18 protein-coding genes are annotated in these 25,516 nt (G+C 66.8%); 7 read left to right on the top strand and 11 right to left on the bottom strand.

Annotated features, from left to right (window positions below):
- Positions 1 to 1,166: 1,166 nt before the first annotated feature.
- Both ACIA5H_RS34390 and ACIA5H_RS34385 read left to right on the top strand, forming a co-directional pair.
- Complete coding sequence (locus ACIA5H_RS34390; RefSeq protein ID WP_397080120.1) at positions 1,167 to 5,960, top strand: FHA domain-containing protein; 4,794 nt, start codon at positions 1,167 to 1,169, stop codon at positions 5,958 to 5,960.
- Between the two features lie 13 nt (positions 5,961 to 5,973).
- Positions 5,974 to 6,216 carry a hypothetical protein gene (locus tag ACIA5H_RS34385; RefSeq protein WP_355080008.1) on the top strand — a complete coding sequence of 81 codons (243 nt, stop codon included), beginning with the start codon at positions 5,974 to 5,976 and terminating at the stop codon, positions 6,214 to 6,216.
- A 50-nt stretch (positions 6,217 to 6,266) separates the two neighbouring features.
- Here ACIA5H_RS34385 and ACIA5H_RS34380 read toward each other — a convergent pair whose 3' ends face one another.
- Complete coding sequence (locus ACIA5H_RS34380) at positions 6,267 to 7,199, bottom strand: alpha/beta fold hydrolase (protein ID WP_397080118.1); 933 nt, start codon at positions 7,197 to 7,199, stop codon at positions 6,267 to 6,269.
- A 102-nt stretch (positions 7,200 to 7,301) separates the two neighbouring features.
- On the opposite strand from ACIA5H_RS34380, the gene ACIA5H_RS34375 reads away from it, so the two are divergent.
- Positions 7,302 to 8,114, top strand: coding sequence for a helix-turn-helix domain-containing protein (locus tag ACIA5H_RS34375; RefSeq protein WP_397080116.1), 813 nt, complete (start codon positions 7,302 to 7,304; stop codon positions 8,112 to 8,114).
- Between the two features lie 185 nt (positions 8,115 to 8,299).
- On the opposite strand, the gene ACIA5H_RS34370 is transcribed toward ACIA5H_RS34375, so the two are convergent.
- From ACIA5H_RS34370 to ACIA5H_RS34350, 5 genes are all read right to left on the bottom strand, one after another.
- Positions 8,300 to 9,607: an FAD-binding oxidoreductase gene (locus tag ACIA5H_RS34370; RefSeq protein WP_397080114.1), complete on the bottom strand. Its 1,308-nt coding sequence runs from the start codon at positions 9,605 to 9,607 to the stop codon at positions 8,300 to 8,302.
- Between the two features lie 26 nt (positions 9,608 to 9,633).
- A complete protein-coding gene (locus ACIA5H_RS34365; protein WP_397080112.1) occupies positions 9,634 to 11,085 on the bottom strand; it encodes an amidase family protein in 1,452 nt (483 codons plus the stop codon).
- A complete protein-coding gene (locus ACIA5H_RS34360) occupies positions 11,082 to 11,534 on the bottom strand; it encodes a DUF2871 domain-containing protein (protein WP_397080110.1) in 453 nt (150 codons plus the stop codon). The genes ACIA5H_RS34365 and ACIA5H_RS34360 overlap by 4 nt, the downstream gene beginning before the upstream one ends.
- 7 nt (positions 11,535 to 11,541) lie before the next feature.
- Positions 11,542 to 11,979 carry a DUF4267 domain-containing protein gene (locus tag ACIA5H_RS34355; RefSeq protein ID WP_355080001.1) on the bottom strand — a complete coding sequence of 146 codons (438 nt, stop codon included), beginning with the start codon at positions 11,977 to 11,979 and terminating at the stop codon, positions 11,542 to 11,544.
- A gap of 73 nt (positions 11,980 to 12,052) precedes the next feature.
- The gene (locus ACIA5H_RS34350; RefSeq protein ID WP_397080108.1) at positions 12,053 to 15,307 is read right to left on the bottom strand and encodes an ATP-binding protein; all 3,255 of its coding nucleotides are present in this window, start codon (positions 15,305 to 15,307) and stop codon (positions 12,053 to 12,055) included.
- Between the two features lie 560 nt (positions 15,308 to 15,867).
- On the opposite strand from ACIA5H_RS34350, the gene ACIA5H_RS34345 reads away from it, so the two are divergent.
- A complete protein-coding gene (locus ACIA5H_RS34345; RefSeq protein WP_379253923.1) occupies positions 15,868 to 17,487 on the top strand; it encodes an LCP family protein in 1,620 nt (539 codons plus the stop codon).
- A gap of 205 nt (positions 17,488 to 17,692) precedes the next feature.
- Complete coding sequence (locus ACIA5H_RS34340; RefSeq protein ID WP_397080105.1) at positions 17,693 to 18,913, top strand: FAD-dependent monooxygenase; 1,221 nt, start codon at positions 17,693 to 17,695, stop codon at positions 18,911 to 18,913.
- 193 nt (positions 18,914 to 19,106) lie between these two features.
- Here ACIA5H_RS34340 and ACIA5H_RS34335 read toward each other — a convergent pair whose 3' ends face one another.
- Positions 19,107 to 20,192 carry a fatty acid desaturase family protein gene (locus ACIA5H_RS34335; protein ID WP_397080103.1) on the bottom strand — a complete coding sequence of 362 codons (1,086 nt, stop codon included), beginning with the start codon at positions 20,190 to 20,192 and terminating at the stop codon, positions 19,107 to 19,109.
- An 882-nt stretch (positions 20,193 to 21,074) separates the two neighbouring features.
- On the opposite strand from ACIA5H_RS34335, the gene ACIA5H_RS34330 reads away from it, so the two are divergent.
- Positions 21,075 to 21,986 (top strand): hypothetical protein, encoded by a 912-nt coding sequence (locus tag ACIA5H_RS34330; protein WP_397080101.1) that lies wholly within the window; start codon positions 21,075 to 21,077, stop codon positions 21,984 to 21,986.
- Between the two features lie 114 nt (positions 21,987 to 22,100).
- Here ACIA5H_RS34330 and ACIA5H_RS34325 read toward each other — a convergent pair whose 3' ends face one another.
- The 3 genes from ACIA5H_RS34325 to ACIA5H_RS34315 all read right to left on the bottom strand — a co-directional run bounded on the left by ACIA5H_RS34325 (position 22,101) and on the right by ACIA5H_RS34315 (position 24,336).
- Entirely contained in the window at positions 22,101 to 22,397 is a 297-nt protein-coding gene (locus ACIA5H_RS34325) for a hypothetical protein (RefSeq protein ID WP_397080099.1), read from the bottom strand.
- A gap of 535 nt (positions 22,398 to 22,932) precedes the next feature.
- On the bottom strand, positions 22,933 to 23,247 hold the full coding sequence (locus ACIA5H_RS34320; protein WP_397080097.1) for a hypothetical protein: 315 nt from the start codon (positions 23,245 to 23,247) through the stop codon (positions 22,933 to 22,935).
- A gap of 9 nt (positions 23,248 to 23,256) precedes the next feature.
- On the bottom strand, positions 23,257 to 24,336 hold the full coding sequence (locus tag ACIA5H_RS34315) for a zinc metalloprotease (RefSeq protein ID WP_397080095.1): 1,080 nt from the start codon (positions 24,334 to 24,336) through the stop codon (positions 23,257 to 23,259).
- A 501-nt stretch (positions 24,337 to 24,837) separates the two neighbouring features.
- On the opposite strand from ACIA5H_RS34315, the gene ACIA5H_RS34310 reads away from it, so the two are divergent.
- Complete coding sequence (locus ACIA5H_RS34310) at positions 24,838 to 25,056, top strand: hypothetical protein (protein WP_355079985.1); 219 nt, start codon at positions 24,838 to 24,840, stop codon at positions 25,054 to 25,056.
- Positions 25,057 to 25,292: 236 nt separating this feature from the next.
- On the opposite strand, the gene ACIA5H_RS34305 is transcribed toward ACIA5H_RS34310, so the two are convergent.
- On the bottom strand, positions 25,293 to 25,516 hold a 224-nt coding region (locus tag ACIA5H_RS34305), incomplete at its 5' end, for a hypothetical protein (protein WP_397080092.1).

Genomic DNA, 25,516 nt, shown 5'->3' with positions numbered 1-25,516 from the left:
ATCCTCGGCGGACGCGCTGTGATGGGCCTGGACCATGGCGTACTCGGAGCCGTGGCGCCGGTCTGCTTCGCCATGCCGGCCCGGGGCGTCACGGCGGTCCGATTCGTGGCGGCAGGCTTCGTCCACGGGGAAGACGGCCGATTGCCCTGCGTGGGACGCGTGGATGCGGTTTCTGCCCGATGAGCGGGTTGCGCGCTGGAACCGGGTGTATTTGGCTGTTCGGTGCCGCGGTGGTCACGGCCGGGCGGATTCCCCTCGGTCCCGCCCGGCTGCTGCCTCGGGCTCGAACCGTCCTCAGGCGTGCCGGGAGTACCGGCAGGGGCGCTCGACAAGTCAGGTGACCGAGCGGTCGCAGGCGTGGTGACGGGAGTTCGGTGGGCCGGCGGGGCCGCCGTCGAGGCCGCGGTGGGCAGAGGAGATCCTGCGTATGGCTGCGCGGCAGTAGGTACGTCCGTAGGGTTCGGGCTGAGCCGGTGGGTGGGGGTGGCCTGCTCTCCCAGCGGGATCGATACCGGATCTTTCTGGAACGCGTCGGCAGTGTCACGGATACGCTGCCCGACGGCCCGATCGTGATTCTCAAAGTTTTCGGCGAGGTTGCGCAGATCGGTGCCTGCCTGCTGGAGCACTTCGACGAGGCTGTTCAAGTCGGCCATCGTTCGTTTGTGCTCCGGAACGTAGGATTCGGCGAACGCGCGGCCGGCGTCGTCCTTGCCCCAAGGCTCGCCTTCCTCGGCCAAGGCCGCGCGCAGTTTTCGCACGGTGGCCGCCACGTCCGCCCCGATCAGGTCGAACTGCGGCGCGTGCTCCCGCAGCCGATCCGGATCGACCGAAAATGTTTCGCCCACACCGTCTCCCTATGTACTTGCAGACATTGTCCCGGAACCGCTGGTCGCATACCCGCCTGTGGTGAGACTCCCGCCGCCGGGCCGGGACTCCATGACGGTTGCCCCAGAAACCACCGTCTGGTCTATCGGCTCGGTATGGGATAAAGAGGCTACTTTTGGCGCAGTACTTTTCGAATTGGTTGCACTCCCGACTGTCCGTCGCGCTGGGTATGGTCAGCATTCCCTTACCGGCCGAATTCCCACTGCCGGGAATGGTGGGTGCGGTCCGATATGTCTGAATGATCTCGCAGCGAATATGAGGGTGCCGGGAGGCAGGCTGCGATGGATGCTAGCGGTTTGCTGGCCGAGGTGCCTTCGGCTGTGCGCGAATTGGTCCTCGGCCACTGGCCGGAGACCGACATCGATGGAATGCGTCGTAACGGGGACGCGTACCTGGTGGCTGCCGGTGAGTTGAACGACTCCGCCGACCGATACGAGGGCGAGGCCGGGCGTACCGAGCAAGCCGTGCAAGGCGCCACGTCGACGGCACTGGCCGACCGCCACCGTGTCGTCGTTAAATCCATGCGCGATCAGGCAGCGGTGTGCCAGAGCTTGGGAAAGCAGTGCCACGACGTCGCTGATTCGAGTGTGCAAACACAGCATCTGCTGCTCGCGATGGGGATCGCCCTCGCTGCCCAATTGGCCTACGATGCCCTGCTGTTCTTCCAGGGCGGGGGCGCGAAGGCGCTGATCGACCGGATCGAGGCCGAGCAGGCGATGGCCGCCGCGGCCGCGAGACTCACCGCGGAGGTAGGCGAACGAGCGGTAGCGGGCGCTGCGCAGCGGGCTGCGCTGCACGGTGCGGTGCACGCGGCGAAAGTCGGTCTCCTGACCAGTGCCGCGATCAGCGGCGGCGCACAGCTGTGGGACCTGAAAGACGGCGTGCGCGACAAGTTCGACGTGGGCGCCTTCCTGGAAATGCTCCTCGGCGGTGTGGTCGGTGGTGTGGCGGGTGCGGAGGTCGGCCGCAGACTCGCGCCACGCGTGCTGGGCTGGGCGCGCGGCCGAGCGGTCAGTCAGCGCGGTCGGCTCGCTGCCCATATGGGCGGCACGATGTTGCTCGGCGGCGCGGGCGGTGTGACCGGCGGTCTGGCAGGCGCGGTGCCGTCGGTGTTGATCCACATGGACGAGATCCACAGCCTCGGTGACCTGTTCAAGATGGTTCGCGAAGCCGCGATCACCGGCTTCGGCAGCGGGTTCGTCGGCGCGGCGGGTAGTGCGATCCGAGTCCACACCGCAGGCCGTACCGCGATGCGTTCGGAAGGTGACACCCCTCGACTCGGTCTGCGCCACTGGGAATTCGCCTCACGCATCAATGAGCTGTTGAGTTCCGGTGAACCACCGCGAGTGGAGACCATCGAACGATTCAGCACCGAGGGCAAGTCGGCGAGAGTGGTAGAGCGGCTCGTCTTCCACGACGGCACCGAAGTGATCCACAAGGTGGTTTCCGATCCGCTGCACGCACACGCGGAATTCCTGAGCTCGCTGGTCGGCGACGCGGTGGGCGCACGGGTGCCCGCGGTGCACGTGATCGGCGACCACGTCTACATGGAAGTGGTGCCCGGCACGGTGGCGGCGGACACGTATCCGCGAAGCGCGTTCCCGCAGGACGTCGTCAGCGGTCCTGCCGGAATGCGCCAAGGTGTCATGGACGTGCTGATACGCATACCCGACCGCAATGGCGACAACTGGATGGTGGATCCGGACGGCAACGTATGGGGGATCGACCACAGTCGCGCGTTCGAGAATTTCACCGACGCGCAGTATTCCGTCGGCCCCTTCGCGGAGAACTTCCTGCGTTACGGGGACACCAACGAGATCTTGTGGAACGACCACGCTCTCACCCGCCCGGAGTTGCTGGAGATCCGGCAGCGTGTCGAAGAGTTGAGTCCGGTGTTCTACGCCGCGGGTCATCGGGACTGGTACGACGGCATGCTCCAGCGGATGACCGCGTTGGAGGAACATGCCGCGGGTGGTGGTGACGCCGGGCGTGGGGTTCTGCCGCCCGTGTCACCGCAGTCTCCCGGCTCGGCGCCGGGAATCACCCCTGGTGACGGCCGGGCGGTGTCGGTCACGCCGCGACAAGACCGGCCGCCCGGCGCTGACGCATTTGCGGGCAACGGGAGGCCACCCACACCGCGCGGCCAGGTCGACGGCTCGACTGTCACGCCACGAGGCCGCCGGGACCAGCCGCCGGCGCTACCACGGAATGCGGATGGTCCGCTCGTCCGGCAGGAGGAACTGACGCCGCGGGTCCCGGTCGACGAGACGTCGGACGGACGGCCGGTCGGGGACGATTCGCGTGTTCCGGACGAGTCGAGGCCGCGTCCTCCAGTCGATGAGACAGATCCGGCCGGGCGGCAGTCGGCAGCGGATGAGGCTCCGGCGACACACGAAGAGCCGACGCCCCACACGCGGACCGACGAACCGACGTATGACGGCCCGCCGACACGACCGCAGCCGCGCGTCCAGCTGCACGAGCAATCGGTGAGCCAGGACCGGTACACGCTCGCGGGTGCGCCCCCGCCGGCCGGGCTCACCGGGCACTACCGTCATCCCGATGGTGGCTACGTCGACGTGGTGCTGACCGGCCCTGAGGGCGCGCGGATTCCGCTGCGACTGATTCCCGGCCAGGAATACGTTTTCGGACGCGGCCAAGGCGCGCTGCTGGAGCAGGTCGCGAACGATCGGGTGTCACGCCGTCACGCGACGCTCAAGGTGGACGATCAAGGCCACGTCATGCTCCGCGACGAGAATTCGATGAACGGCACTTTCGTCGACGGCAAGCAATTGGCGGGCGGGCAATGGGTGCGCATCTACGACGGGCAAGAGGTGCTGCTGAGCCGGGACCTCGAACTGGGGGTGACATTCGAGCGGCAGACAGCCGAAGTCCGGTTGTTCGGGGACGACGGGCCCACGTTCACGCTGCATCGTGGCCGAGAGGTGGATCTCGGTCGCGGCCTCATACACCCTGAGGCGACCGGCCGAATCACTGTGTCGAGCCGCCACGCGACCATTGGCATGGACGAGGATGGCCGCGTGTGGATCCGGGATGCGGGCTCCACCAACGGCACCCGGGTGAACGGCGACCTGCTCGCCGAAGGCGAGAAGCGCACTTTGGCACCGGGCGATGCCGTGCGATTCGGCGGCTACCGCGGGGAGGCGCAGTTCATTCCGCTGGACGCCGCGCTGGACGCCAGCCCGGTGCACGTGCGGTTCGGCGTCGGGACGGACGCGACATCCGTGCGGCTGGAACCCGGTAGGCCGGTCATCATCGGCACCGGCGAGAGTTCGCCCTTCGCATCCCAGTTGCGTGGCATCCGCGGCATCGGGGAGCAGCACGCGACGCTCGGGCTGGACCACGACGGTCGTCTGTGGATCAGAGACCACCGGGGGTCGGAAGGGGTATGGATCAACGGGGACAGGATCGCTCCGAACCAGAGGGTGACACTGTCCGAAGGCGACAACGTGGGACTCGGCCCGGACTATGTCGGGACCGCTCGTATCGGCAGCGAGGAACCCCCGCAACTTCCGCCGGCCGAGCTGCGCTTCGAGCAGCGCAGACAGAAGCTCCCCATCCGCCTCGAACCCGGCCAGGAGGTTTCCGTCGACGTCAGTGCGCTGAACGGCCACGCGATGGTGATCGGCAGGCCGGGGCGGCAGGTGATCGTCGGACGTGACCTGGATGGCGGCATCTGGGTGCTCGATCGGGTTCACGACGGCTGGAACCCGCTGCGGGTCAACGACGAGATCGTGCCGGACGGCCAGAAACGCTACCTGAACGCCGAGGACGAGGTGAAGTTCGGGGACGTGTCGACACGGCTGCGATTCGGCGAGGAACCGCCGCTGGAGCTGCGGTTGTCCGACGACGAAAACGTGCCTCCGCTGACATTGCGGCGTGGTGAACAGGTTGTGCTCGGGCGCGGGACCGACTCCCCGCTGTCGGACCAGTTGACCGACACATCGGTATCCCGCCGCCATGCCGTCATCTACCGCGACGAGTTCGGAACTCTGTGGTTGCGCGACGAACACTCCACGCGGGGGACGTGGGTCGACAACATCAAGGTCGATCCCGATCAAGGGCCGGTTCGGCTTCGTCCCGGCGATCAGGTCCGGCTCGGTGACTGGATCGGCGCCGCACGTTTCGAGGACGGTTATGGTCAGGCCCCTCCGCGCCCGTTGGCGGTGAAGCTCAACAACTCACTCGGCGACGTGTCGCTGGATCTGGTGCGCGGTGGCGAACCGGTCCTGCTCGGGCGGGACGGGACGGGGATACCCAGCGGGCTTTCGCGCGCCGACCGGATCTCGCGCAGGCACGCCAGTATCGGCACCTACCCCTCCGGCCGCGTTTGGATCCGCGATGAAGGATCTACCCACCACACCTACGTCAACGGCGAAGAGATCGCACCCGGCACGAAGGTCATGCTGCATCCGGGGGATCAGGTGCGCCTGGCCGATGTGTACGAATTCACTGTCGCTTATCCTCCCGCCGACGGTGGCGCATTCGTCAACATCATCGACCAGACACCTGAGACCGGGCAGATGGTGACAGATCTCGCCCGAGTGCCCAGCCATATCTACGCGAGGGTCAGCGAGCATATGAACGCCGTGGCCGGTGGCGGAATCGTCATAGGTAATCGCCCCCTACTCCAGTTGCCCGGTACCGAGAGCCTTGCAGGCAGTACCCCATACGGACGCAAGGCCGGAACGAGCTGGAACACCGTCCAGGGCGTGTACATGGGTGGACCGCGCCGGCTGGTGATCAACTCCGGCGGGCGCAGCGGCAGCGAGAACGTGGTCTTCCACGAGTTCGGGCATGCGGCCGACGCGGCGTACGGTACCGGTGGAAGATGGCTCAGCGACACCCAGGAGTGGCGCGACCTGCACGCGTCGATGCTTCAATCCATCGGGAAAAAACATAAGTGGAACGATTACTACAACCGTCGCTGCGAGGCTTTCGCCGAAGCGTTCACGGCGTGGATGCACGGCGACATCAAGCAGCTTCGCAAGTTCGCCCTCGGCAACGACCAGATTGCCCGTCAGTTGAAGGATTATTTTGACCGCGTATTCGGATGATACGAGCCCACCCATGCTGGCAGAAGACGGCGTGACCATCCTGCTGCCGCTGCGTGGCCAGACCGAGGACGGCGTCTTCTACAGCGGCTTCGAGGAGTTCCACCCCGGCGACCCGGGCTACGAAGAAATGCTGCCTGTCGCTCGGGAGAACCCGGTTGCGGAGAAGGAAGAGCCGCAGCGGCCGGTCGATACCGATACCTTGACCCGCATCCTCCGTGAGGCGGGTTTGGACGGACCGACCGGCGAAGACGACTAGCGGGAGCTGCGGCCCCGCAGGAACCACCCAGAGGTGGCCGACAACTACGATCAGTGCCGGCCGACGAAGTCACGGATGAGGGCGCCGGTGCCGTCGGGCTCTTCCACCATGGGTGTGTGGCCACAGTCGAGGCTCTCGATCCGGATGCCCGGGACGCGGCGGTAGTCCTCGTAAGAGTCCGGCTGCCATCGCTTGTCCTGAGAGCCGTAGAGCACCATGGCCGGAACGCCGAGGTCGGTGAGCCGGTCCGGTTCGGACCGTTCCCGCAGGTAGTCGTCCGACGCGGTGGAGGTCGCGGTGAGACTGCGGTAGGTCATGCCGCGCAGGTCGGCGACGAACTGGTCGGGGATCCGCACGTCCCGGGTGAACGCGGAACTCATGGCTTGCCGGAGAACGGCATCCGGGAGCAGCGGCCACACCGGCTGTCCGATCGCAGGAACGAACAGCAGGTTGCCGACCGGACCGCTGCCGGTGACGGCGTCCAGGCGGGGACCGGAGTCGATCAGCATGATCGCCGACACCAGGTCGTGGCGCTGTTCGGCCAACGAGGTGGCCACGTAGCCGCCGGAAGAATGCCCGACGACGATCGCCTGCCGTACGCCCAGCTGGTCGAGCACGGCCCCCACTCGGCTCGCCTGTTCGGACGTGCTGTAGCCGCTGTCGGGCTTATCGGACTTGCCGTGGCCGAGCAGGTCGATGCGCACGACGTACTGGTCCCGCAAGGCGGGCAGCACCGGATCCCAATAGGCGGTCGAGGCGCCCAGTCCGTGCAGCAGCACCACCGCGCGAGCGCCTGGCGTTCCGTCGGCGACGACATGGATGTCTCCGCCCGGCAGATGAACCATGTGCTCGTGCGAATCGTCGGTCTCGGCGTTCGCCGCGCCGGTCGTATAGCCGGTGGCCACGGCGACCAGGGCGGTGGCGATCAGCAGCCCGATATGCCGCCACCGATTCGGTCTCGCGGCGGCTATGGTTTCGTCCACGGTTGCTCCTTCGATTGGTTGGGACACCACCACGTTCTGGCACGACTGCGGGCCGCGTATTGAAGAAATGTCAGCGTGCGCGGCTGCTCATACAATCGACGTGTGCCTTGGGACATCGCGCGACCGGCGCGGCCACCCGCCCTGCGCGGCGTCGACATGGCCGGATTCCATGTGCACGGGGACGGCCCGGAGCAGGTGCGTGTCATTCCACATCCGGCGGTCACGGTGATCGTCGAGTTCGGCGAGTGCGGCTTCGAGGTCCGCGACTCGACGGGCCGTAGCCATTCGGGCAGTCTGACACTCGGCCTCGCCGGCACCGCGCTTCCGGTCCGCGTCGACGCCGTCGAATGCGTCCAAATTCGCCTGGAACCGGTTGTCGCCCAAGCGATTCTCGGCCTTCCTCCCACCGAGCTGGGCGGAAGCATCATCGGCCTGGACGACCTCTGGGGTCGTGAGGCGGGGTGGCTGCGCGAGCGCCTGCACGAGACGCCGAGCTGGCCCGACCGGTTCGCCCTGGTCGACACCGCGCTGTCCGCGCGGTCCCGGCACGACCAGCGCGTCGACCCTGAGGTCGCCTGGGCATGGCGGCAGATCAAACTCAGCCGCGGCCGTTTCCGCGTCGAGCACCTCGCCGCCGAGCTGGGCTGGAGCCGTCAACGACTGTGGTCACGCTTCGGCACGCAAATCGGCCTGACCCCCAAACGCGCCGCCAAACTTGTCCGCTTCGACCACGCCGTCCACCGCCTCGTTCAAGGACATTCCCCCTCCCGAGTAGCAGCCGACACCGGCTACGCCGACCAATCCCACCTCCACCGCGACATCCGCGAATTCACCGGCATATCCCCCACCGCCGCAGCCACCGAACCCTGGCTCACAATCGACGACCGAGCCTGGCCGTCGACGGTCGCGACGTAATCCGGCACGACGTTCGAGCACTACCGCCCGGATACCTGGCCCCGCGAAAACGGGTGGGCGGCGGAGGGAATCGCCCTCGCGGCCGATACCGACATAGCTGGTCGCGGGCACAGCGCTGCCGCGCCGATGACGTTGGCGGGGCAGCGCTGTGTGGAGGTGCTGACCTCGGTCTCGAAACCGGAGGTTCAGTGGAGAATCGGGAAGTTGGCGCGGAATACGCCGTGTGGGTCGCGGGCCTGCTTGAGCTTTCGCAATCGGTCCAAGGTGCCGGTGTCGAAAACCTCCGCGACGCTGTCGCCGGCGGACAGGACGGTGTACGGTTTGCGGCCGCTGACTCGCGCGCCCAGATCGGCGATGATGCGCTTCTGAGTGGCGAGTACCGCGGCAACGGTGTCGGGATCCGAGCCGGTGGCCTGCAGAGACAGCGCGTAGGGCTCCGCGAACGGCGGAGCCGCGCCTCGGGTGGGTTCGGCGAGCGCACCGCCCAACTGCCGGAGCTGGATGCCCATCAGCGGATCGATCGGTGCGTGCAGCAGGATTTCGGCGGCGGTCTCGTCCAGTGCGGTCAGCAGTTCGGTTCGCAGCAGTCCGGGGCTTGGGGCGGTGGGCTCGTTGACGATGGCGCCCAACTCGGCCGGGGACAATTCCCGGCGCGTGTCCGCGAGGATGCCGTCGATCGTGTCCAGCCGTCGCAGCAGGTCCCGTCCGCGCGCCGGTTCGCCCAGGTAGGCGGCGGCGATCGCGATCACCGGCGGAGCCTGCGGCAGTTCCAGCCGATTGAGCCAGACCGTGAGTTCGGCCGGTGCGTGATCGGTGATGTCCTGGAAGGCCGCACGGACCGCCTCGGTCTGCGCGGCCGGCCAGGCGATCAGGCCACCGAACAAGGCCGGAGCCGCGAACAGATCGAACTCCACCGCCGTCACCAGTGCGAAATCCCCGCCGCCGCCGCACAGTGCCCAGAACAGCTCCGGGTCGGATTCCGCCGTGACCCTGGCCTGACGACCGTCGGCATCGACGATGTCGAAGACCCGGACGCTGTCGGCCGCCCAACCGTATTTACGGCCGAACCAAGACAATCCGCCACCGAGGGTATAGCCGACAACGCTGACCACCGGGGAGCTTCCGGCCAGCCCGGTCAAGCCGTGCCGGGCGGCCGCCGCCTGCACTTGCCCCCAGTTGGTCCCCGCGCCGACGCGGGCACGTCGCCGGGCCGGATCCACTTCGATCCGATCGAGTCGGCGCGTGCGCACCAGGATGGCGCCGGCGGTATCACCGGAAGCGCCGTGGCCGTTGGGCTGAGCGGTCACCGACAGGCCCGCGTCGCGCGCGTAGCCGACCACGGCGGCCATATCCTCCGCGTCTTCGACGTGCACGACGGCCGCTACCGGCTGGTCGATATTGAGGTTCCACGGGGTCCGTGCCGTATCGAACGCTTCGTCACCCGGCAGCAGTACCCGTCCGCGCACGGCGGATCGCAATGTGTTGTGTGACATGTAGATTCCCTTCGCTACAGAAATGTTCACCGCGTCATGCCCGAGCCGATGGACCGAGCCTGGTTCCGGGTGGCCGGGTCGGTTGCGGGGGAGATGGGTGTGGGCATCGGAAAGGCCGCTTCGATATGGGCGGCGGCCGTCAGCGCGCGGCGCTCGGCGAATGGGGCGGTGATCAACTGGACACCGATGGGAAGACCCTCGGCCGATACGCCCGCTGGGACCGTGACCGCGGGCAGGGCCAGGTAGTTGGCGGCGATGGTGAGGCGATGCGCCGCATACATGGTCGCGACTTGTGCGGTGCCGCCGAGGTCGTAGCCGACCGGCCAGGGCAGTTCGTCCGAGACCGGACCGAGCACGATCGGGTGCTCCGCGAGGAAGCGGGACCAGGCCGCGCGGCGGGTGAGGCGCTCACCCAGCGCGGTCATGTAGCCCGCCAGATCCAGCGGCGGGAACAGGTCGATCGCCGCGTCCACGAAGGTGTTCAGTCCGGCGCTGCCGACTCGCCGCATGGCTTCGCGGCGCTGGACCACCACCTCGGTGGAAACCAATCGGCCGTAGTCCGCCGCCACTTCGCCCAATTGCGGCGGATCCAGTTCGGCTACCGGATACCCCGCGCGTTCGAGGGCGTCGGCGCAGCCGAGCAGCGCTGCCCGCACCTGCGGATCGATATCGTCACCGAGCGCGACGGCGACCGCGGGCAGGGCGGTATCGGTCGCGTCACGCACTGGAATCCATCCGGGATCGCGCAGGTCAACGCTGTCGCTGAGTACCTCGAAGGCAGTCGTCAGATCGCGCACGGTGCGCGCCAACGGCCCCGGCGCCGCGAACAATTGATTCGTCGGCGCGGGTGCGGCCCCGGACAGGCTCGAGGCCACCGCCACCCGGCCGGGTGTGGTGCGCAGGGAGGCGACTCCGCAGAACGCGGCGGGTACGCGCAGTGAACCGCCGAAGTCGGTGCCCAGGCCTAGAGGGGTCATGCCCGTGGCTACCGCTGCGGCGTCACCGCCGCTGGAACCGCCCGGGCTGCGAGTCGGGTTCCACGGATTCACCGTCGGGCCCGCCGCGTCGTTGTCGGTGTGCCAGCGAGTGGCGAAGTCCGGCATGTTCGTTCGCCCGATGACGATCGCCCCGGCTCGCCGCAGTGCGGACACCGCGGGTGCGTCCGCTGCCGCGACGGCCTGCCCGAAGGCCGACACGCCCCAGGTGGTCGGGCTGCCCGCGACATCGAGGTTGTTCTTGACGGTGACCGGGACCCCGTGCAGCGGCCCCGTCGGCGCCCTGCGGTCGGCCGCGGCCGCCTCGGCGCGCGCGGATTCGCTGAATACCGTGGTGAGCGCGCCGATCTCGGAGTCGGCCTGCTCGATGCGCTCGAGATGCGACTCGACGACCTGGGCCGCGGTGACCGCACCCTCGGCGATCAGCGTCGCGAGCGAGACCGCGTCCCGCGTCCACAGTGCGCCGTCCTGGCCGGTGTTCACAATGCCTCCTGTTCGGCGAATACCGCTGCGCTGTGCGGTGTTCGACTGTCGTCGATGGATTTGCCGACGGTGATGAAGAAGAGGATCAGCCCGACGGCCAGCAGGATGTGGCCCACGCCCGCGCCGAGCGCGATCGCCTCACCACTGCTCTTGCCCAGCACGGTGAGGGTGCCGTGCAGCGTCATGGCCGCGACGGTGATGGCCAGGCCGATGTTGTACAGCCAGAAGAACCAGCCGTACAGGCTTCCCCGGGCGCTGAGCGTGAACTGTTTCTCCAAGGCCAGCACGATGAGGAAGAACAGCATGCCCAGCGCCAGCACGTGGGTGTGCACGACACCGAGCTGCGACTGCCCGGTGAAATGTTCGACCTTGGTGATCTCGCGGTAGTAGAACCCGGAGATCAGGCCGATGATCATGTAGATGTGCGCGGTATTGAGCAGTGTCTTCATCGGGCGCTCAGCGATTTTCCCGGCGCAGCAGCAGCGCGCCGGCGGCGGCCACCAGGCCCGCGGTGAGACCGTGCACGCTCAGGGCGGTCGCGGTGGAGCCGCGGCGCACCAGGATGGTGAGCATGTCGCCGGTCGGGATGAGGGCGATGGTGAGCAGGGTCGCGCCGAGGGTGCGGCGCTGCCCGGCCGCGAGCAGGACCAGCATGATCAGACCGATGACCACATCGCGGACGCCTTTGACGTTCAGAAAGCCGTTGGCCTCGCCGCGCGGCCAGTCGGTGAAGCCGAACCCCGGGGCCATTCGCTGCGGGGCGAGCAGATAACCGCCGCCGACGGAGATGATGAAGCCGGCTCCCAGTACGGCGCCGGCCCTACCGAGACGTTCGCCGAGTCGGCGGGAACCACGCACGGAAACAACTGTTTCCGTATTCGAAGGAACAGACATGAGCACTCCTGGATCGGTGGGATACGTGCCCCGAGCATCCAGTGCCGCCCGTACCGTTCGCTGACAGCCGTTGTCAGCGAACGGTACGCAGCAGTTCGAGCACCGCCTCGTCCGGAAGCCGGGCGCCCGCGAGGAACTCCGCGCCCAGGCGCACGGGCCCGAGCGCCGCTTCCGCTTGGTCGAGCGCCCGCCGCCGGAACGGGCCGATGCGGATCACCCCGGCCCTCCGGTTGATCCGGTCGGTGGCGCCGAGAATGCGGGCCGCCTGCTCCGGGGCGTCCTTCGCCAGAGCAACCAGGGCGTAACCGATACCGACCTCGGCCAGCAGCGCCGCCGAGGTCTGGGCAGCCAGATCGCGGGGCATCGCCAGCTCTCGCAGCGCGTCGTCCGGCCGGCCCGCCGCGACCAGGGCCGCCGCGTGCGCGGTGCTCACGAAGGCCAGGTTCACGAAGCGGACGGTATCGTGGCGTCCTGCTGGTGGCGGGCCGTCGGGGAGCGGATGCTCGGACATCCGCCGGTACAGTTCCATCGCGCGGTCGTTGTCGCCGCGCAGGTGGGCCAGGTGCGCCTGCGTCGCCGCCAAGAAGCGCCCAGGCGCGGGGATGATGTGCGGGGTGATCACGGCCTCGGCCTGGTCGATATAGGTTGCCGCGACCTCGGTATCGCCGCCGACCAGGTGCATCTCCGCCGCGAAGAGCAGCACGCCCATGCGCTCACCGGCGCCCAGGTCGGCGCTGAGCAGTTCCAGCGCGCTCGCGATCAGCGGGCGGGCGCTGTCCAGGCCGAGCATCCGGGTCCGGTAGCTGGCCAGGGAGATCAGGGCGCGGCTGTGTGACCGGGCGTCGCCGTGCGCGCTCAGGCAGGTCAGCGCCGCCTCCAAAGTGGGCAGGGCGCGGGCCGGGTGGTCGCCGCCCAGTTCATCGAAACCTTTTGCTATCAGCGCATTACCGCGTAGCCATGGATCATCGGAGGTGGTGCACGCGGTCAACAGGCTGTCGTCGTCGCCGAGTAGGTCACGCAGCGCCAGTATGAGCACGAACATCGGGTGCGGAGGTCGATCCTCGGTGAGGGCCGCGCGGGTCAGCCGCTCGAATTGTCCCGTGTCATCTCGGATCTGGCCCCACCAGATGTTGGTGAAGTACGCCGGCAGCTCCTCGGCGTACCGGCAGGCCAGATAGGCCCCGGTGCACCCCGGCGGCGGTGTGTCGTCGATCAGGGCGAGGACCTCGCGGCGGCGTTCGGAGATGTCGCCGTGCAACCCGCGCAGCAGCCAATACCAGACGAGGTTCGAGTACAGGCGAACCGCGCGCTCGCCGTCGCCGACGTCCAGCGCCCACCGTAGTGCGGTCTCGCAATTGCCGTGTTCGGCGATCAGCCGCGCGAGCCAATCGGGTTGTGCGGTAGTGCGTAATCCGTGGGCGGCGGCGTCAGCGAATTCCGAGAAACAGTCGGCATGGATGCGGGCGACTTCGTCCGCATCGCCTGCGGCGGTCAATTCCGCTGTCGCATAGGCTCGGATGGTCTCTGCCATTCGATAACGCTGTCCATCGAAGTCGACCAACGACTTCGTCACCAGTGAGGTGACCGTGTCGATGGCGTCCGGACCACACACCGAAGTAACGGCGTCCAAGGTCGCGCCGCCGGCGAAGATCGAAAAACGCCGGGCTGCAGTGGCTTCCGCATCGGTGAGCAGTCCCCAGCTCCAGGCGACGGCCGCGTGCAAGGTTCGATGGCGCGGGACCGCGTGGCGAGTGCTGTTGGTGAGCAGCCGGAAGCGATCGGTGAGCCGGGCGCTGAGGTCCGGTAGCGGCAGGCTCCGCAGGCGAGCGGCGGCGAGTTCGATAGCCAGCGGCATGCCGTCCAGGCTGCGTACGATGGCGCGGATATCCGCGGAATTGAGCTCGGACAGTGCGAAATCCGGGAGTGCCGCGGTGGCGCGGTCGATGAACAGCCGGACCGCGGGCGATGCGGTGACCGCCGCGATATCCGAGTCGGCTTCGGGCAGGTCCAAGGTCCGGACCGGATACAGTCGCTCGCCGTCCACGCCGATCGGCTCCCGGCTCGTGGTGAGCACCCGCAGCAGCGGCAGCCGCTGCAGCAGATCGTGAATCAGGCGCGCGGTCGCCTCCACGACATGCTCGCAGTTGTCCAGTACCAACAGCATTCGGCGGCCGGACAGCGTCCGCTCCAGTACATCGGCCCATTCCGTGGACAGTTCATCGGGTCGCTCGAACTGAGCGAGCGCGTTCGCTATCGCCACTCCGACCGCGTTCATGGCCGGCCGGTCGGGCCGCTCCCGCTCGAGTGCGGCGAGTTCGACGAAAGCGAAACCGTCCGCCCAGTCCTCGGCGTGCGCCCCGACCGTCTCGGCGGCCAGCCGAGTCTTCCCCACGCCTCCGGTACCCGACAGTGTCACCAGTCGGGCCTCGCGCAGCGCCCGTCGCACTCCTTCCACGTCGCGTCCGCGTCCGACGAAGCTGGTGAACCGCCTGGGCAGCAGCGGTGCGGATGCGCCGCTGGTTCGCGATGCTTCCGTAACTCCCGTCGGACCCGATCCGTGCGCCGTCTCGATCGCAGGTTTGTCGACTGCGGAATTACGGGGTGCGTTCGTGTGAATTTCGGCCAGGGCCGAGCGCAGGACCTCGGCGGGTGTCGTGCCGAGTTCGTCCAGTAACAGGGTCTCGGTTCGCTGAAACTGTTGTATCGCCTCCGAGGTTCGTCCCGCTGCCGCGAGCGCCCGCACCAGTCGTGCGGCCAGCGTCTCCCGGAACGGATGTGCGGCTACCTCCGTGCGGAGCTCACCCAATACCTCGCCGCCTCGGCCCAAGGCTCGAAAGGCGTCCGCTCGCAGTTCGACCGCCTCGAGCCGCTGTTCGGTCAAATGCAGTGCAGCGACCCGCAATGCCTCCGATTCTCCCGCATCGATCAGCGGCTCCCCGCGCCACAAGGCGAGCGCGGCATCGAAGCACGCGATGGCTCGTTCGGGCTCACCGGCCGCCAGCAACGCTCGCCCTGCCTCGACCTCACGCCCGAACCGATGCACATCGACGTCCTCGGGCGTGAGCTCGAGCACATACCCGCCCCCGTCATTCCGCACCGTGCCTGGTGCCGCCGCCCGCAACCGACTCGCCAGAGTCTGCAACGCATTCCCCGCCCCCGCCGGCGGGTTCTCCCCCCACACCCCGTCCACCAGTCGCGTCGCCGGCACCACTCGCCCGGCTTCGAGCGCCAGCAACCCCAGCAATGCCCGCACCCGCGGCCCCCCGACCGACGCCTTCCTCCCGTCCGCGGCCACCACCCGCACCGGACCCAATAGCTCTACCAGCATGAATCGTCCATCTCGCGATAGATCCTGCGTGGCGCCCCGACCTCTCGTCAACCCGAGCGAACCTGGGGTCTCGCCGCATTGCGGCTATCGAACCGCCTCGAACTGTCGGCGCATGCCGACCGGCGCGGCCTGTCGTCGATCATCACCGAGATCGGCGCGCGTGACGTGATGCCGCGCCCACGGATTTCGCTACCGCGTACCCGATCGGGTGCTTGCGCGGTGTGTATTCGTCACAGAGATCGGGCAGGATATTTCTAACCTGGTGAAGTGCTATCGGTGGTTTCCGCGCGGCACTGTGACGTGAGGCTTGACGGCGAATGAGTGACGAAACGGAACCGATTCCGGTCGTGGTTCCCCGGTCCGGTGGTCGTCATGCTCGGCCGGAAACGCCTGTCGAAGGGGTTCGCGAGGTGTCCGCCCGCGCCGCGAGCGCCCGGCGTTCGCACCGGGCGGGAGACCGAGGTGAGTCTCGTGCCGAGCTAGGCGGATCGGCCGCGGACGGTTCGCACGCGGGGCGGGAGAACTCGGCAACCGCGACTCGCGGTGCAGGCACGCGACCGATGGGCTCTGGTGGTAATCGGCGCACGGAGGCGACCGACCCTGCCGAGGGCCCCACCGACCGGTATGTGCCGGTGCGGCCCACCCGCCGCGACCGGACCGCGCAGTCGTCGTGGCAGGCCAGGGTCGCACGGACCGCCCTTCGCCTGGTCGTTGCCGCTACCTCGGTGGTCGTCGTATCGGGCACCGGATTCGCCTACTACACCGAGCGCGCCGTCGATGACGGGTTCGCCCGGTCCGGGGCGATCAGTTCCGAAGACGCCGCCGCACTCGACGGCGACATGAACATCCTGCTCATCGGACTGGACACCCGCAAAGACCGCAACGGCAACGACCTACCCAAAGAAATCTTGGACCGGTTGCACGCCGGCGACGGCAGCGAGGGCGGCTACAACGCCAATTCCCTCATCCTGGTACACATTCCGAAGGATCTGAAGAAGATCACCGCCTTCTCCATCCCGCGCGACGACTACGTCGCGGTCACCGGGATCCCCGGCTACGACCACGCCAAGATCAAGGAAGCCTACGGACTGAAGAAGGTGGCGGTCGAGCAGAAGCTCGCCAACCAGGGCGTCAAAGACAAGGTCGAACTGGAACGCCAGGGCCGCGAGGCCGGCCGCGAATCCATCGTGCAGACCGTGAAGGCACTGACGGGAGTACCGATCAACCGGTTCGCCGAGGTCTCCCTCGTCGGCTTCTACGACCTGGCCGCCATTCTCGGCGGCGTCGATGTCTGTCTCAATCACGCCGTCGACGACGAGTACTACTCCGGCGCGGTGTTCCCGGCCGGACCTCAGCACCTCGATGCCGCCAACGCGCTGTCGTTCGTCCGGCAACGTCACGAACTCGACAACGGCGATCTCGACAGGACCCACCGCCAGCAGGCGTTCCTCACCTCGGTCGCCAAACAACTCGCGGAGTCCGGCACACTCACCAACATCGGCAAACTGCAGCAATTGATCAACGCCGCACAGAACGATGTGGTGCTCTCCCAAGGCTGGAACGTGCTCGACTTCGCGCAGACCATGGGAAAGGCGGGTTCGATTCCGATCGAATTCCAGACCTTGCCGGTGCAGGGCTACCAGACCATCGACGGCCAAGACGTCAACGTCATCGATCCGGCCGCCATCAAAAAGACGGTGCGCACGGCGTTCGGCGTGCAGGCAGCCACGCCCACCGCACTCACGACCACACCCACCAGTACCGTCGACGTCGTCAACGCGGGCGGACCTGCAGGTATGGCCGCCAAAGTGTCGACAGTCTTGGCCGACAAGGGATTCGGCAAAGGAAACATCGGCAACGCCGCCTCCACCGATGGTTCCGGCTCGGTCGTCTATTACGGCACAGGCGCCGACACCGACGCCACCCAGGCCGCGAACTTGCTCGGCGGGCTACCGACAGCCGTGTCCAAGAATATCGACCCCGGCCACATCAAGATCGTGATCGGCAGCGACTTCACCATGCCCGACGAATTGAGTGCGGGCACATCGACGAACTCCACCACACCGACCGGCGCAGCCTCGCCCACCGGTGCCCCCACCTCCAAACCCGCCGACGCGGCGCCCGACTCCGGTAAACCCGTTACCACCAGCATCGGATCCAACATCCCCTGCGTCGACTGAGGTTGCCGCCGTGGACGCCTCCGGCCCGGCCTGGTCGGTGCGGCATCGGGCAGACGAGTGTGGTGTTCGCAGGAGCGTGGACACGGTCTCGGCTGCACCGATGAATTTCTTGTGGATCCGTCGTCGATACCTGTGGATACACCGACAGCGGTGGGTCAGAGCAATCGATCCGGACAGTGATCCGGCCGGGTGAGCGGGAGGCGCAGTGAGCGGTACCAGGGTATTGGTGGCGGGGGCGAGTATCGCGGGGCCGGCGCTGGCCCACTGGCTGCGCCGGCGAGGGGCCGAGGTGACCGTGGTGGAGCGGGCCCCCGAACTGCGTCCCGGTGGGCAGGCGGTGGACGCGCGTGGGGTGACCAAGGAGGTCATCCGGCGGATGGGGCTGGACGCGGCGGTGCGCGCGGCCCGCACTGAGACGGCCGGCGCGTACACCGTGGACGGGAACGGGAACGTGCTGGAGACCTATCGCGCGGACGACGATGGCGGCGACGGGTACATCTCGGAGATCGAGATCCTGCGCGGGGACCTGTCCCAGGTGCTCTACGACGACACCCGTGACGGTGTCGAGTACGTCTTCGGTGATCGGATCGCCGAGCTCACCCAGGACGCGGACGGGGTCGACGTGGCCTTCGCGGGCGGCGACCGGCGGCGCTTCGAGCTGGTGGTCGGCGCGGACGGGCTGCACTCGGCGCTGCGAGCGATGGTCTTCGGGCCGCGCGAGCGGTTCGTCCGCCACCTCGGGCACGTGCTGGCTTTCTACAGCGTTCCCAACGAGTTCGGGCTGGACCGCTGGCTGATCGACTACCAAGAGTCCGGGCGCTCCGCCGGGCTGCGGCCCATCCAAGACGCCACCCGGGCGATGGCCATGTTTTCCTTCCCCTCGGGGGACTTCGATGTCGACTATCGCGACGTCGCGGCCCAGAAGCGCCTGCTGCGCGAGCGGATGGCCGGCATGGGCTGGTTGACCCCGCGCATCCTCGCGCACCTGGACGACACCCCGGACTTCTACCTCGACCAGGTCGCCCAGGTGGTGATGGACCGCTGGTCGAGCGGACGGGTGGGGCTGCTCGGGGACGCGGCGTTCAGCTCGTCGCCGATGTCCGGGCAGGGCACCGGGCTGGCCTTGGTCGGCGCCTACCTGCTGGCCGGAGAGCTGGCCGCCGCCGGGTGGGACCCGGAGGCCGGGTTCGCCGGCTACGAGGCGCGGATGCGCTCGTTCGTCGAGGCCAACCAGGAGATCGCCCAGTTGAACGCCCGCAGCCGCGACGTCCCCGGGCCGGACGCCGAGCCGAGCCCCGATTTCACCGGGGAGTGGTTCGCCGAGTTGGTCGAGCGCGCGATCAACGGCGTCGAGCTGCCCGACTACACCGGGGTGCCGGACTCCGGGGCCACAGCCGGACCCATCACTTTGTCGGCAAAGCCGTAGGTGTCACATAACGTGTCGAGAGGGACGACGCTTCGGTAGGCCACCCGACTACGTCCGCTCATGCCGCATACCGCGCGGATCTGCATTGGTCAGCGTAGCCATCGGAAGACCAACGGGCTTTGGGACTTTCGTCGGATGGCGGTGTGAAGCATCTACCGGGTGCTTCCGGGCCGGCGTGACGCCCAGTCGGTGTTCAACGATTCCGTTGTGACACTTCGGTACCCGGGTGTCGATCGGGGGTGCGCAGAGGAGCGCCGACATGGTGCAAGTGTCTCAGCGCCTCGCGGTAAGAGGAGATCAGCCCGGTTTCGTGGTAGGGCACGCCGATCTCGGTGCAGTAGTCGCGGACGATCACCTGGGCATGACGCAGGTTCGGCGTCGGCATGCTCGGGAACAAATGATGCTCGATCTGATAGTTGAGCCCGCCGAGGGCGAGGTCGGTCAACGCGCCACCTCGTACGTTGCGGGAGGTCAGCACCTGTCGACGGAGGTAGTCGAGGCGGTCGTCGCCGGTCAAGGTCGGCATGCCCTTGTGGTTCGGGGCGAAGATGCAGCCCATGTACAGGCCGAAGAGGCCTTGGTGGACCGCGAGGAACGCGAAGGCTTTGTCGGCGGGCAGAACCGCGAACAGTGCGGTCAGGTAGGTGGCGAAGTGGACGAACAGGAGTGCGGCCTCCAATCCGCGGTGCTTCATCGATCGATTTCTGAGCGCACGTACGCCGGCCACATGGAGGTTCAGGCCCTCCAGCATCAGGAAGGGGAAGAACAGGAACGCCTGCGCCCTCCCGATGAGACGAGGCAGACCGCGACTGGACCGTGCTTGCTGCTGTGACCAGACCAGAATGTCGGGCGCGACATCGGGGTCGAGTTCCTCATGGTTCGGATTGGCGTGATGCCGAGTGTGCTTGTCCTGCCACCAGCCGTAGCCCAGACCGATGCCGGCGTTGCCGACAACTCTTCCCACGAGCTCCGTCGGCTGCCGGAGCCGGAAAACCTGGCGATGCGCGACATCGTGCATGACCAGAGCGATCTGAGCGAACGTCACGGCCATGAACCCCGCGACCAGCAGCGTCCACCACGAATCGCCGATGAGGACGAACGCTGCCCAGCAGGCTGCGAACGCGACCCCGACGAAACCGAGCCGGATGGCGTAGTAGACGGGACGCCGGTTCATCAGCCCCGCGTCGGAGATCCGGCGCAACAGACGAGCGTAGTCACCGTCGGCGCCGCGCCGCGGTGACCGTGGAGATGACTCGGGGACCAAGGCAGGTGTCGTCATAGATCTTCCTGAGAGCTGAGCCGGAGACGCCACCCCATCCGTCGACGATGTCGGCCGGTCGATGTCGGAGCGGGGCGCGGATTTCGATACCCCGAAGCTATCGGTCGGATTCTCGTTACTTGTAACCCTCTGGTATGAGACGGAATCGGACTGCGGTGTGATATTCGATGTCCACAGCTGGCAGCGGCGGGCTGGCCGGTTGTCGGCCGACACATCCGGGTCGCCGGACCGGACGTCCGCTCATGCCGCTGATCGAGCGATGTGGACAGAACCGTTTCGTCGGATCTGTGGCGCTTGCACCGGGCAAAGCGACCGCCGCCCTCCATCGCCGGCACATATGTTGCAGTAGGGTTCCTGGGAGGTGCCGTCACTCGCTGTGATGCGGCCGGAGGCGCTTCTTTGCCGAGGATCCGATTCGAATTCAAACCTGCACTGACGCAATGGTTCTGTGAAATACTCGTGCTGTTCTCCACTGTCCGAGGAGGGCTTGATGCGATCGGTATCGCAGCTTTTTGCGGTCTGTTCCTGCTTGTTGATCGGTGGGCTGGCCGCGTGCGGGTCGCCCGATGCACCGACCACGGTTTCTCCGACCACAACCGCCCCGAAAGCTGATACGTCCAGCGCAGTGACCACCTCTCCCGACTCGGCGACTGCCAGCTCGGTCCTTTCAGCTACTCCGTCCGTATCCTCCGAGACCGGGCGGGTTATCCCCTCAACCGCGTCAGTCTCCGTGGCGAGTAGCACGACCGGAGTCATCATCCCGACAACCCCGCCCACAAACGTGCCACCGACGGTTCCGATTCTCCCGGGCAGGCCGGGCACTGGAGTCGATATCAGGACGACTGTCGCGCCTCACCCAGCGACGACCAGTGAGCCCCCTCGATGAGTGGGGACGACGCCGATTCGATTGGCCGGCACAGTCTTCGTCGAGCTCTGACCGCTGCGGGAGCCATCGCCTCGCAGGGCGCGGTTATCGCCGCAGTGCTCTACTACTTCGGCTTGGTGTACACCCGCGCCTGGTACGGCTATTTCGGCGTGGATGTCGGGATGCTCGGTTTGTCCACCCCCGACTACGTCATCGGCAGCCTCACCAGTAGCTACTGGCCCGTGACCATCGTCTTGCTGGTCGTGCTCGCCTGCTACGCACTTCGGTCGGTTCCGCTTGCCGTTGCCGTACGCAGCCGACGACCCGTCGCCACGCTCCGGCGCTGGACGATGGCCATCTGGATCAGCGGCGTCATCCTGGCTACAGTCTTCGCGCTTCTGGTCATCGTCCGCGACCGGCTACCGCCGTGGCTCGGTTCATACATGCCGATCATGCTCATCGCGGCGGTCTCACTCCTCGGGTACGCCATCGCGCTGCGGGAAACCTATCCCCGCATTTTCAGCCGCCCCGGCGCCGGTCGCAGACGCACACAATCCACCCCATGGCTACCGATCCTGGCCTTGCTGGGGTTAGGTTTCCTCGGCTTCTCGTGGGCGGTGGGCTCCTACGCCCATCAGCGCGCCATTCGCGACGCCCGCCTCACCGTCGAGACCGGCTTCGGCGCACGTCCGGTCGTCCTGCTGCTCAGCGTCGATCGGCTCGCGATCGAAGGCGGCGGCTCCCAAGTTCTCCCGATCACCACACCCGGGGAGAAATACCGCTACGCCTACAGCGGGCTCCTACTACTGGCGCGCACTCCTGACCGCTTCTTCCTGATCCCGCACCAGTGGACGAAGGCAAACCACGACCGAGTATTCGTCATCAGCAACAACGACGACGTCCGCATCGACCTCGCGCCCCACCCATAACAAAAGCCCTCCACGATTCGGGCACAGCACGCCGGTTCCCTGATGCAGGCACACTCTCGATCCGTCGCCCACGCTGCATGCTCGCCCCGATGTCTGACCGGTCCTACCTACCCGTCAGTCGCCGACGAACAGGAGATATCCGTTGGCGCGAAGCGCGATCGACGATGCCCGCCTCAGCAGGTCGACAGCCTGCCGCTCGGTATCGGTCCGTACCTCGATCCGCTCGATCTGATCGAGGATCAATCCGAGTTGGTACCGGTTGAACATGGTGTCGCCGTACCGGTAGATGCCCCGCACCAAACTGGTGTCGGGCTGCGCGGCGCACAGCCTGAACAGCGTTTCGTCCGCATCGTCACCGAAGCGGTGTATCTCGGCATGGTTGATGTCCTGTACAACGATGTCTAAAGCCACCTGATCCCTACTCGTCTCCTGCGGGGTACATCGTAATTACCGCACCGAACCTGTCCTGAACGACGATATGCCGTTGCGCCGCTGCGCCACCCGCAACTTCGACTCGTTTCCGATGTATCGTCGGGCACCGTAACTTTGCGCCGATAGGTGCCGTCGCCTTGATCGACCGGCGGGCTGTTTTGAGGCGGGCTGGCTGCGCCTGCCCCTTATCGGCCTGCCTTCGCGCGTAGAGGCTCCGAACCGCCGGACAAGGCCTCGAATGCGTCAATTCCAAAGTCGGAAGGTCAACGCGACGCCTGGTATCTCTTCGGCGGCCTCGAAGAATTCAGCACTGAGCTGATTGGTGATTCCGGTGCTTTTCCTGTGCTGGCCGCCCGGTTGGGGTAACCCGATGGCGTCGGAAGCGTTGGAAGTCTTCTTGGCACGTGGAGGTCGCCGTCGCTGGCACGGTGCTCATCCCGATCCAGACGCCGCCACATCGAAGGTCAGCGAGACCCACAAGGGTTTCAGGTGGGCGATGGGTGATCGAAGCTGATTACCCGGTGTCCACCAGAAGGGCGTCCCCGACGCATTGCAGCGTACGTGTAGTGGGCTCGGCTGCGCCTTTGGCGGGAAAAGACATCGAGTAACGGCCGTCCCCGAGGTCACGCCAGGAGCCGGTCATCGCCCGGGCCCGGTCATCGGCGCCGGGACGGTATTCGACGACGGTGCCGTCTTCTCCGAACTCGAGGCCGCACCGGCCACGTGACCGGGGAAACGGGAAGTCACGTGGCCGATAAATCGACACCGTGTCGGTGTCCTCCTCGTGGGAGTGCACCCATATTCCGAGGATGGGGATCGGTCCGGTCACCGGCAATCCTCACCGGGTCCCCGGCGCCGACCAGTGTGGCGCTCGGGCGAGGACGCCGTTGATCTCGTCGAGTAATGAACGCAACAACGCTACCTCGCCCTCGAGGTCGGCGACCGCACCCGCGCCGCCGGAGGAACTCGAATTCGTCGATGGCACGGAACGGGGTGCGGCCGCCTCGCCGCGTCCGGGCGTCGCCTCCGCGGCAATGGAGGACACCGCCGGTCGCAGATCCCCGGCCGGAGCGCGAGCGGCGACCAGGAACGAGGCCCTCGGCCCATCCAGGCACGCGTTCATCCGCAAGGATTGGCCGGTGGTGAACATGAACATCGCCGCGTCGTCGGTGTAGTCCATGTAGTTCATGAACATGTCGCCATCGGGGCCGTTGTTGCAGGAAATGTGCGGGAACTGGGGTTTGCCGAAGTTCTGGGTGGCCTGGTTGGGCGTGTCGTCGACCAGATCGCCACCGGAGCAGCCGCTTCCGTCATCGCCCCAGATATGGCGCAGACTCAGCCAGTGCCCGACTTCGTGCGTCGTGGTGCGCCCCAGGTGGAACGGCGCGGTGGCGGTTCCGATTGTGCCGAAGCAGTTCGTCGCGATGACGACGCCATCGGTGTCGACGGGACCGCCAGGGAATTGCGCGTAACCGAGAATCGAGTTTCCGGGCGCGGTCTGCGGATCGGCGCATACCCAGAGGTTGAGGTATTCGTCGCTCGGCCAGGGATCGGCGCCGCCGGTCGCGGTGGCTTTCACATCGTCGGCTTCGGCGCTGAAGAATGTCTTCGTGGTGGCGGTCCGGGTGATGCCGTCGGTCGCATTGCCATCAGGATCGGTTGTCGCCAAGGCGAATTGAATTCGACAGTCGGCGATACGATCGGTCCAGACGGTCGGCACGCCGACGCGGTCGAGATTGGTCGCCCGGAAGTCCTGGTTGAGCACCGCGATCTGGCTCTCGACCTGGGCCGCGCTGATGTTCTCGGCCGGGAACGCGGGATTGTGGACGACGTGGACGACCACGGGGATCGTGATCGGACCGGTGCGCATCGGTGCGCGCATACGGCCTTCGTAGGCGAGCGCGCGGTTCTCGAACATCGCCGAACGCTGTCGGTAGCTTTCGCTTTGTTGGAGCAGTTTGTGGTGAACTGCCATGGTGCCGCACAATTCGCGGCCTCGTCCTCCAGGTGTAGGAAGATCGGCCATCACATATCCTTTCGCGAATCAGTCGGGATGAAAATCGCTCGGTATGGATGCTTCGCCGATTCTGCGGCCGTGACACGAGTAGCGACTACCTGCATCCGACCTCGCGCGGCAAAAATCCGTACAACTTTGAAATATGTGGAAGGCCGGTGACGACCCCGCCGTACAGCGGTGGAGTAACAGCTCACGCCGGCCGGCAGCGGACCGCACATGGCGAGGCCCGCGCACGGATCCAGCGATAACCCCGCCCCGCGTCCCGATGAGTATCGCCGGGTAGGAACCCGTAGTCGACTACTCGTGAGATGACGACATCCGAGGCGAAGACTCGGGGAATCGGATCGTCCGTTGCGGGGCGGTTTCGCAGGCAAAGAACGTTTACGCGAAATGGAGGACATCATGACCGCAGGCATGGATTCGGCAGTTGTTCACACGGCGAACGAGGCAGCCGATATCAAGAAACAGGATCTGCTCGACCAGACTTCGTGGGTAGCGCATTTGTGGGCCGACGTCCCCGCGGCCATCAGCTACGCGAACTCGCCGCCGCTCTCGCAGGCGGGCACCATCGTCTTCAATATCCGGGACAACGGCCAGGTGTGGACGTACGACCTGCACTGACTCGCGTCACCGGTGAATCGTGGATCCGGTTCCAAATTGCGGGCTATCGCGCGATATCGTGGAAGATGTTGGCCAGTGGCCGGGCGAGTGTCTCCTCCTCGGCGCCGTCCGGCGCAATCGGTTACACCTCAACCACATCACCGCCAACTGGAACGTACGCTCCTGCTGATGCGCGTTCGGGTGGCGAATCGCTACCACACGAAGTTCTCCGAGCGGGATTGAGCAGGTCGTGCGGATCAGTACTCCCAGGGGTCGAGCCCCGCCTCGTATGCGGCTGCCTCGTCCTTGTCGTGCAGGAAACGCGCGTCCACCACGCCCTCGAGCGAGGTGTCGCTGATCGGCCCTGGATGCCACTCATTGCGCAGGAGTTTCAGCAGGAACTCGGCCATTCCGCACGGATACACCGACCACTCGTGGTTCATGCGGGAGTACACCGCGACCGGCCATCGATCCGGGTCCT

Origin of the sequence: Nocardia sp. NPDC051900 (assembly GCF_044452545.1) — a bacterium.
GTDB lineage: Bacteria > Actinomycetota > Actinomycetes > Mycobacteriales > Mycobacteriaceae > Nocardia > Nocardia sichangensis.
Note: the sequence above shows the minus strand (reverse complement) of the source record. Positions and strands in the feature narration are given on the sequence as shown.

Coding starts and splice junctions, on each gene's coding strand:
- ACIA5H_RS34330 (WP_397080101.1), top strand. CDS start 21,075: ATGAGTGGGGACGACGCCGATTCGATTGGCCGGCACAGTCTTCGTCGA.
- ACIA5H_RS34350 (WP_397080108.1), bottom strand. CDS start 15,307: ATGCTGGTAGAGCTATTGGGTCCGGTGCGGGTGGTGGCCGCGGACGGG.
- ACIA5H_RS34335 (WP_397080103.1), bottom strand. CDS start 20,192: ATGACGACACCTGCCTTGGTCCCCGAGTCATCTCCACGGTCACCGCGG.
- ACIA5H_RS34370 (WP_397080114.1), bottom strand. CDS start 9,607: ATGTCACACAACACATTGCGATCCGCCGTGCGCGGACGGGTACTGCTG.
- ACIA5H_RS34360 (WP_397080110.1), bottom strand. CDS start 11,534: ATGAAGACACTGCTCAATACCGCGCACATCTACATGATCATCGGCCTG.
- ACIA5H_RS34385 (WP_355080008.1), top strand. CDS start 5,974: ATGCTGGCAGAAGACGGCGTGACCATCCTGCTGCCGCTGCGTGGCCAG.
- ACIA5H_RS34310 (WP_355079985.1), top strand. CDS start 24,838: ATGACCGCAGGCATGGATTCGGCAGTTGTTCACACGGCGAACGAGGCA.
- ACIA5H_RS34345 (WP_379253923.1), top strand. CDS start 15,868: ATGGGCTCTGGTGGTAATCGGCGCACGGAGGCGACCGACCCTGCCGAG.
- ACIA5H_RS34315 (WP_397080095.1), bottom strand. CDS start 24,336: ATGTTCGAGAACCGCGCGCTCGCCTACGAAGGCCGTATGCGCGCACCG.
- ACIA5H_RS34355 (WP_355080001.1), bottom strand. CDS start 11,979: ATGTCTGTTCCTTCGAATACGGAAACAGTTGTTTCCGTGCGTGGTTCC.
- ACIA5H_RS34390 (WP_397080120.1), top strand. CDS start 1,167: ATGGATGCTAGCGGTTTGCTGGCCGAGGTGCCTTCGGCTGTGCGCGAA.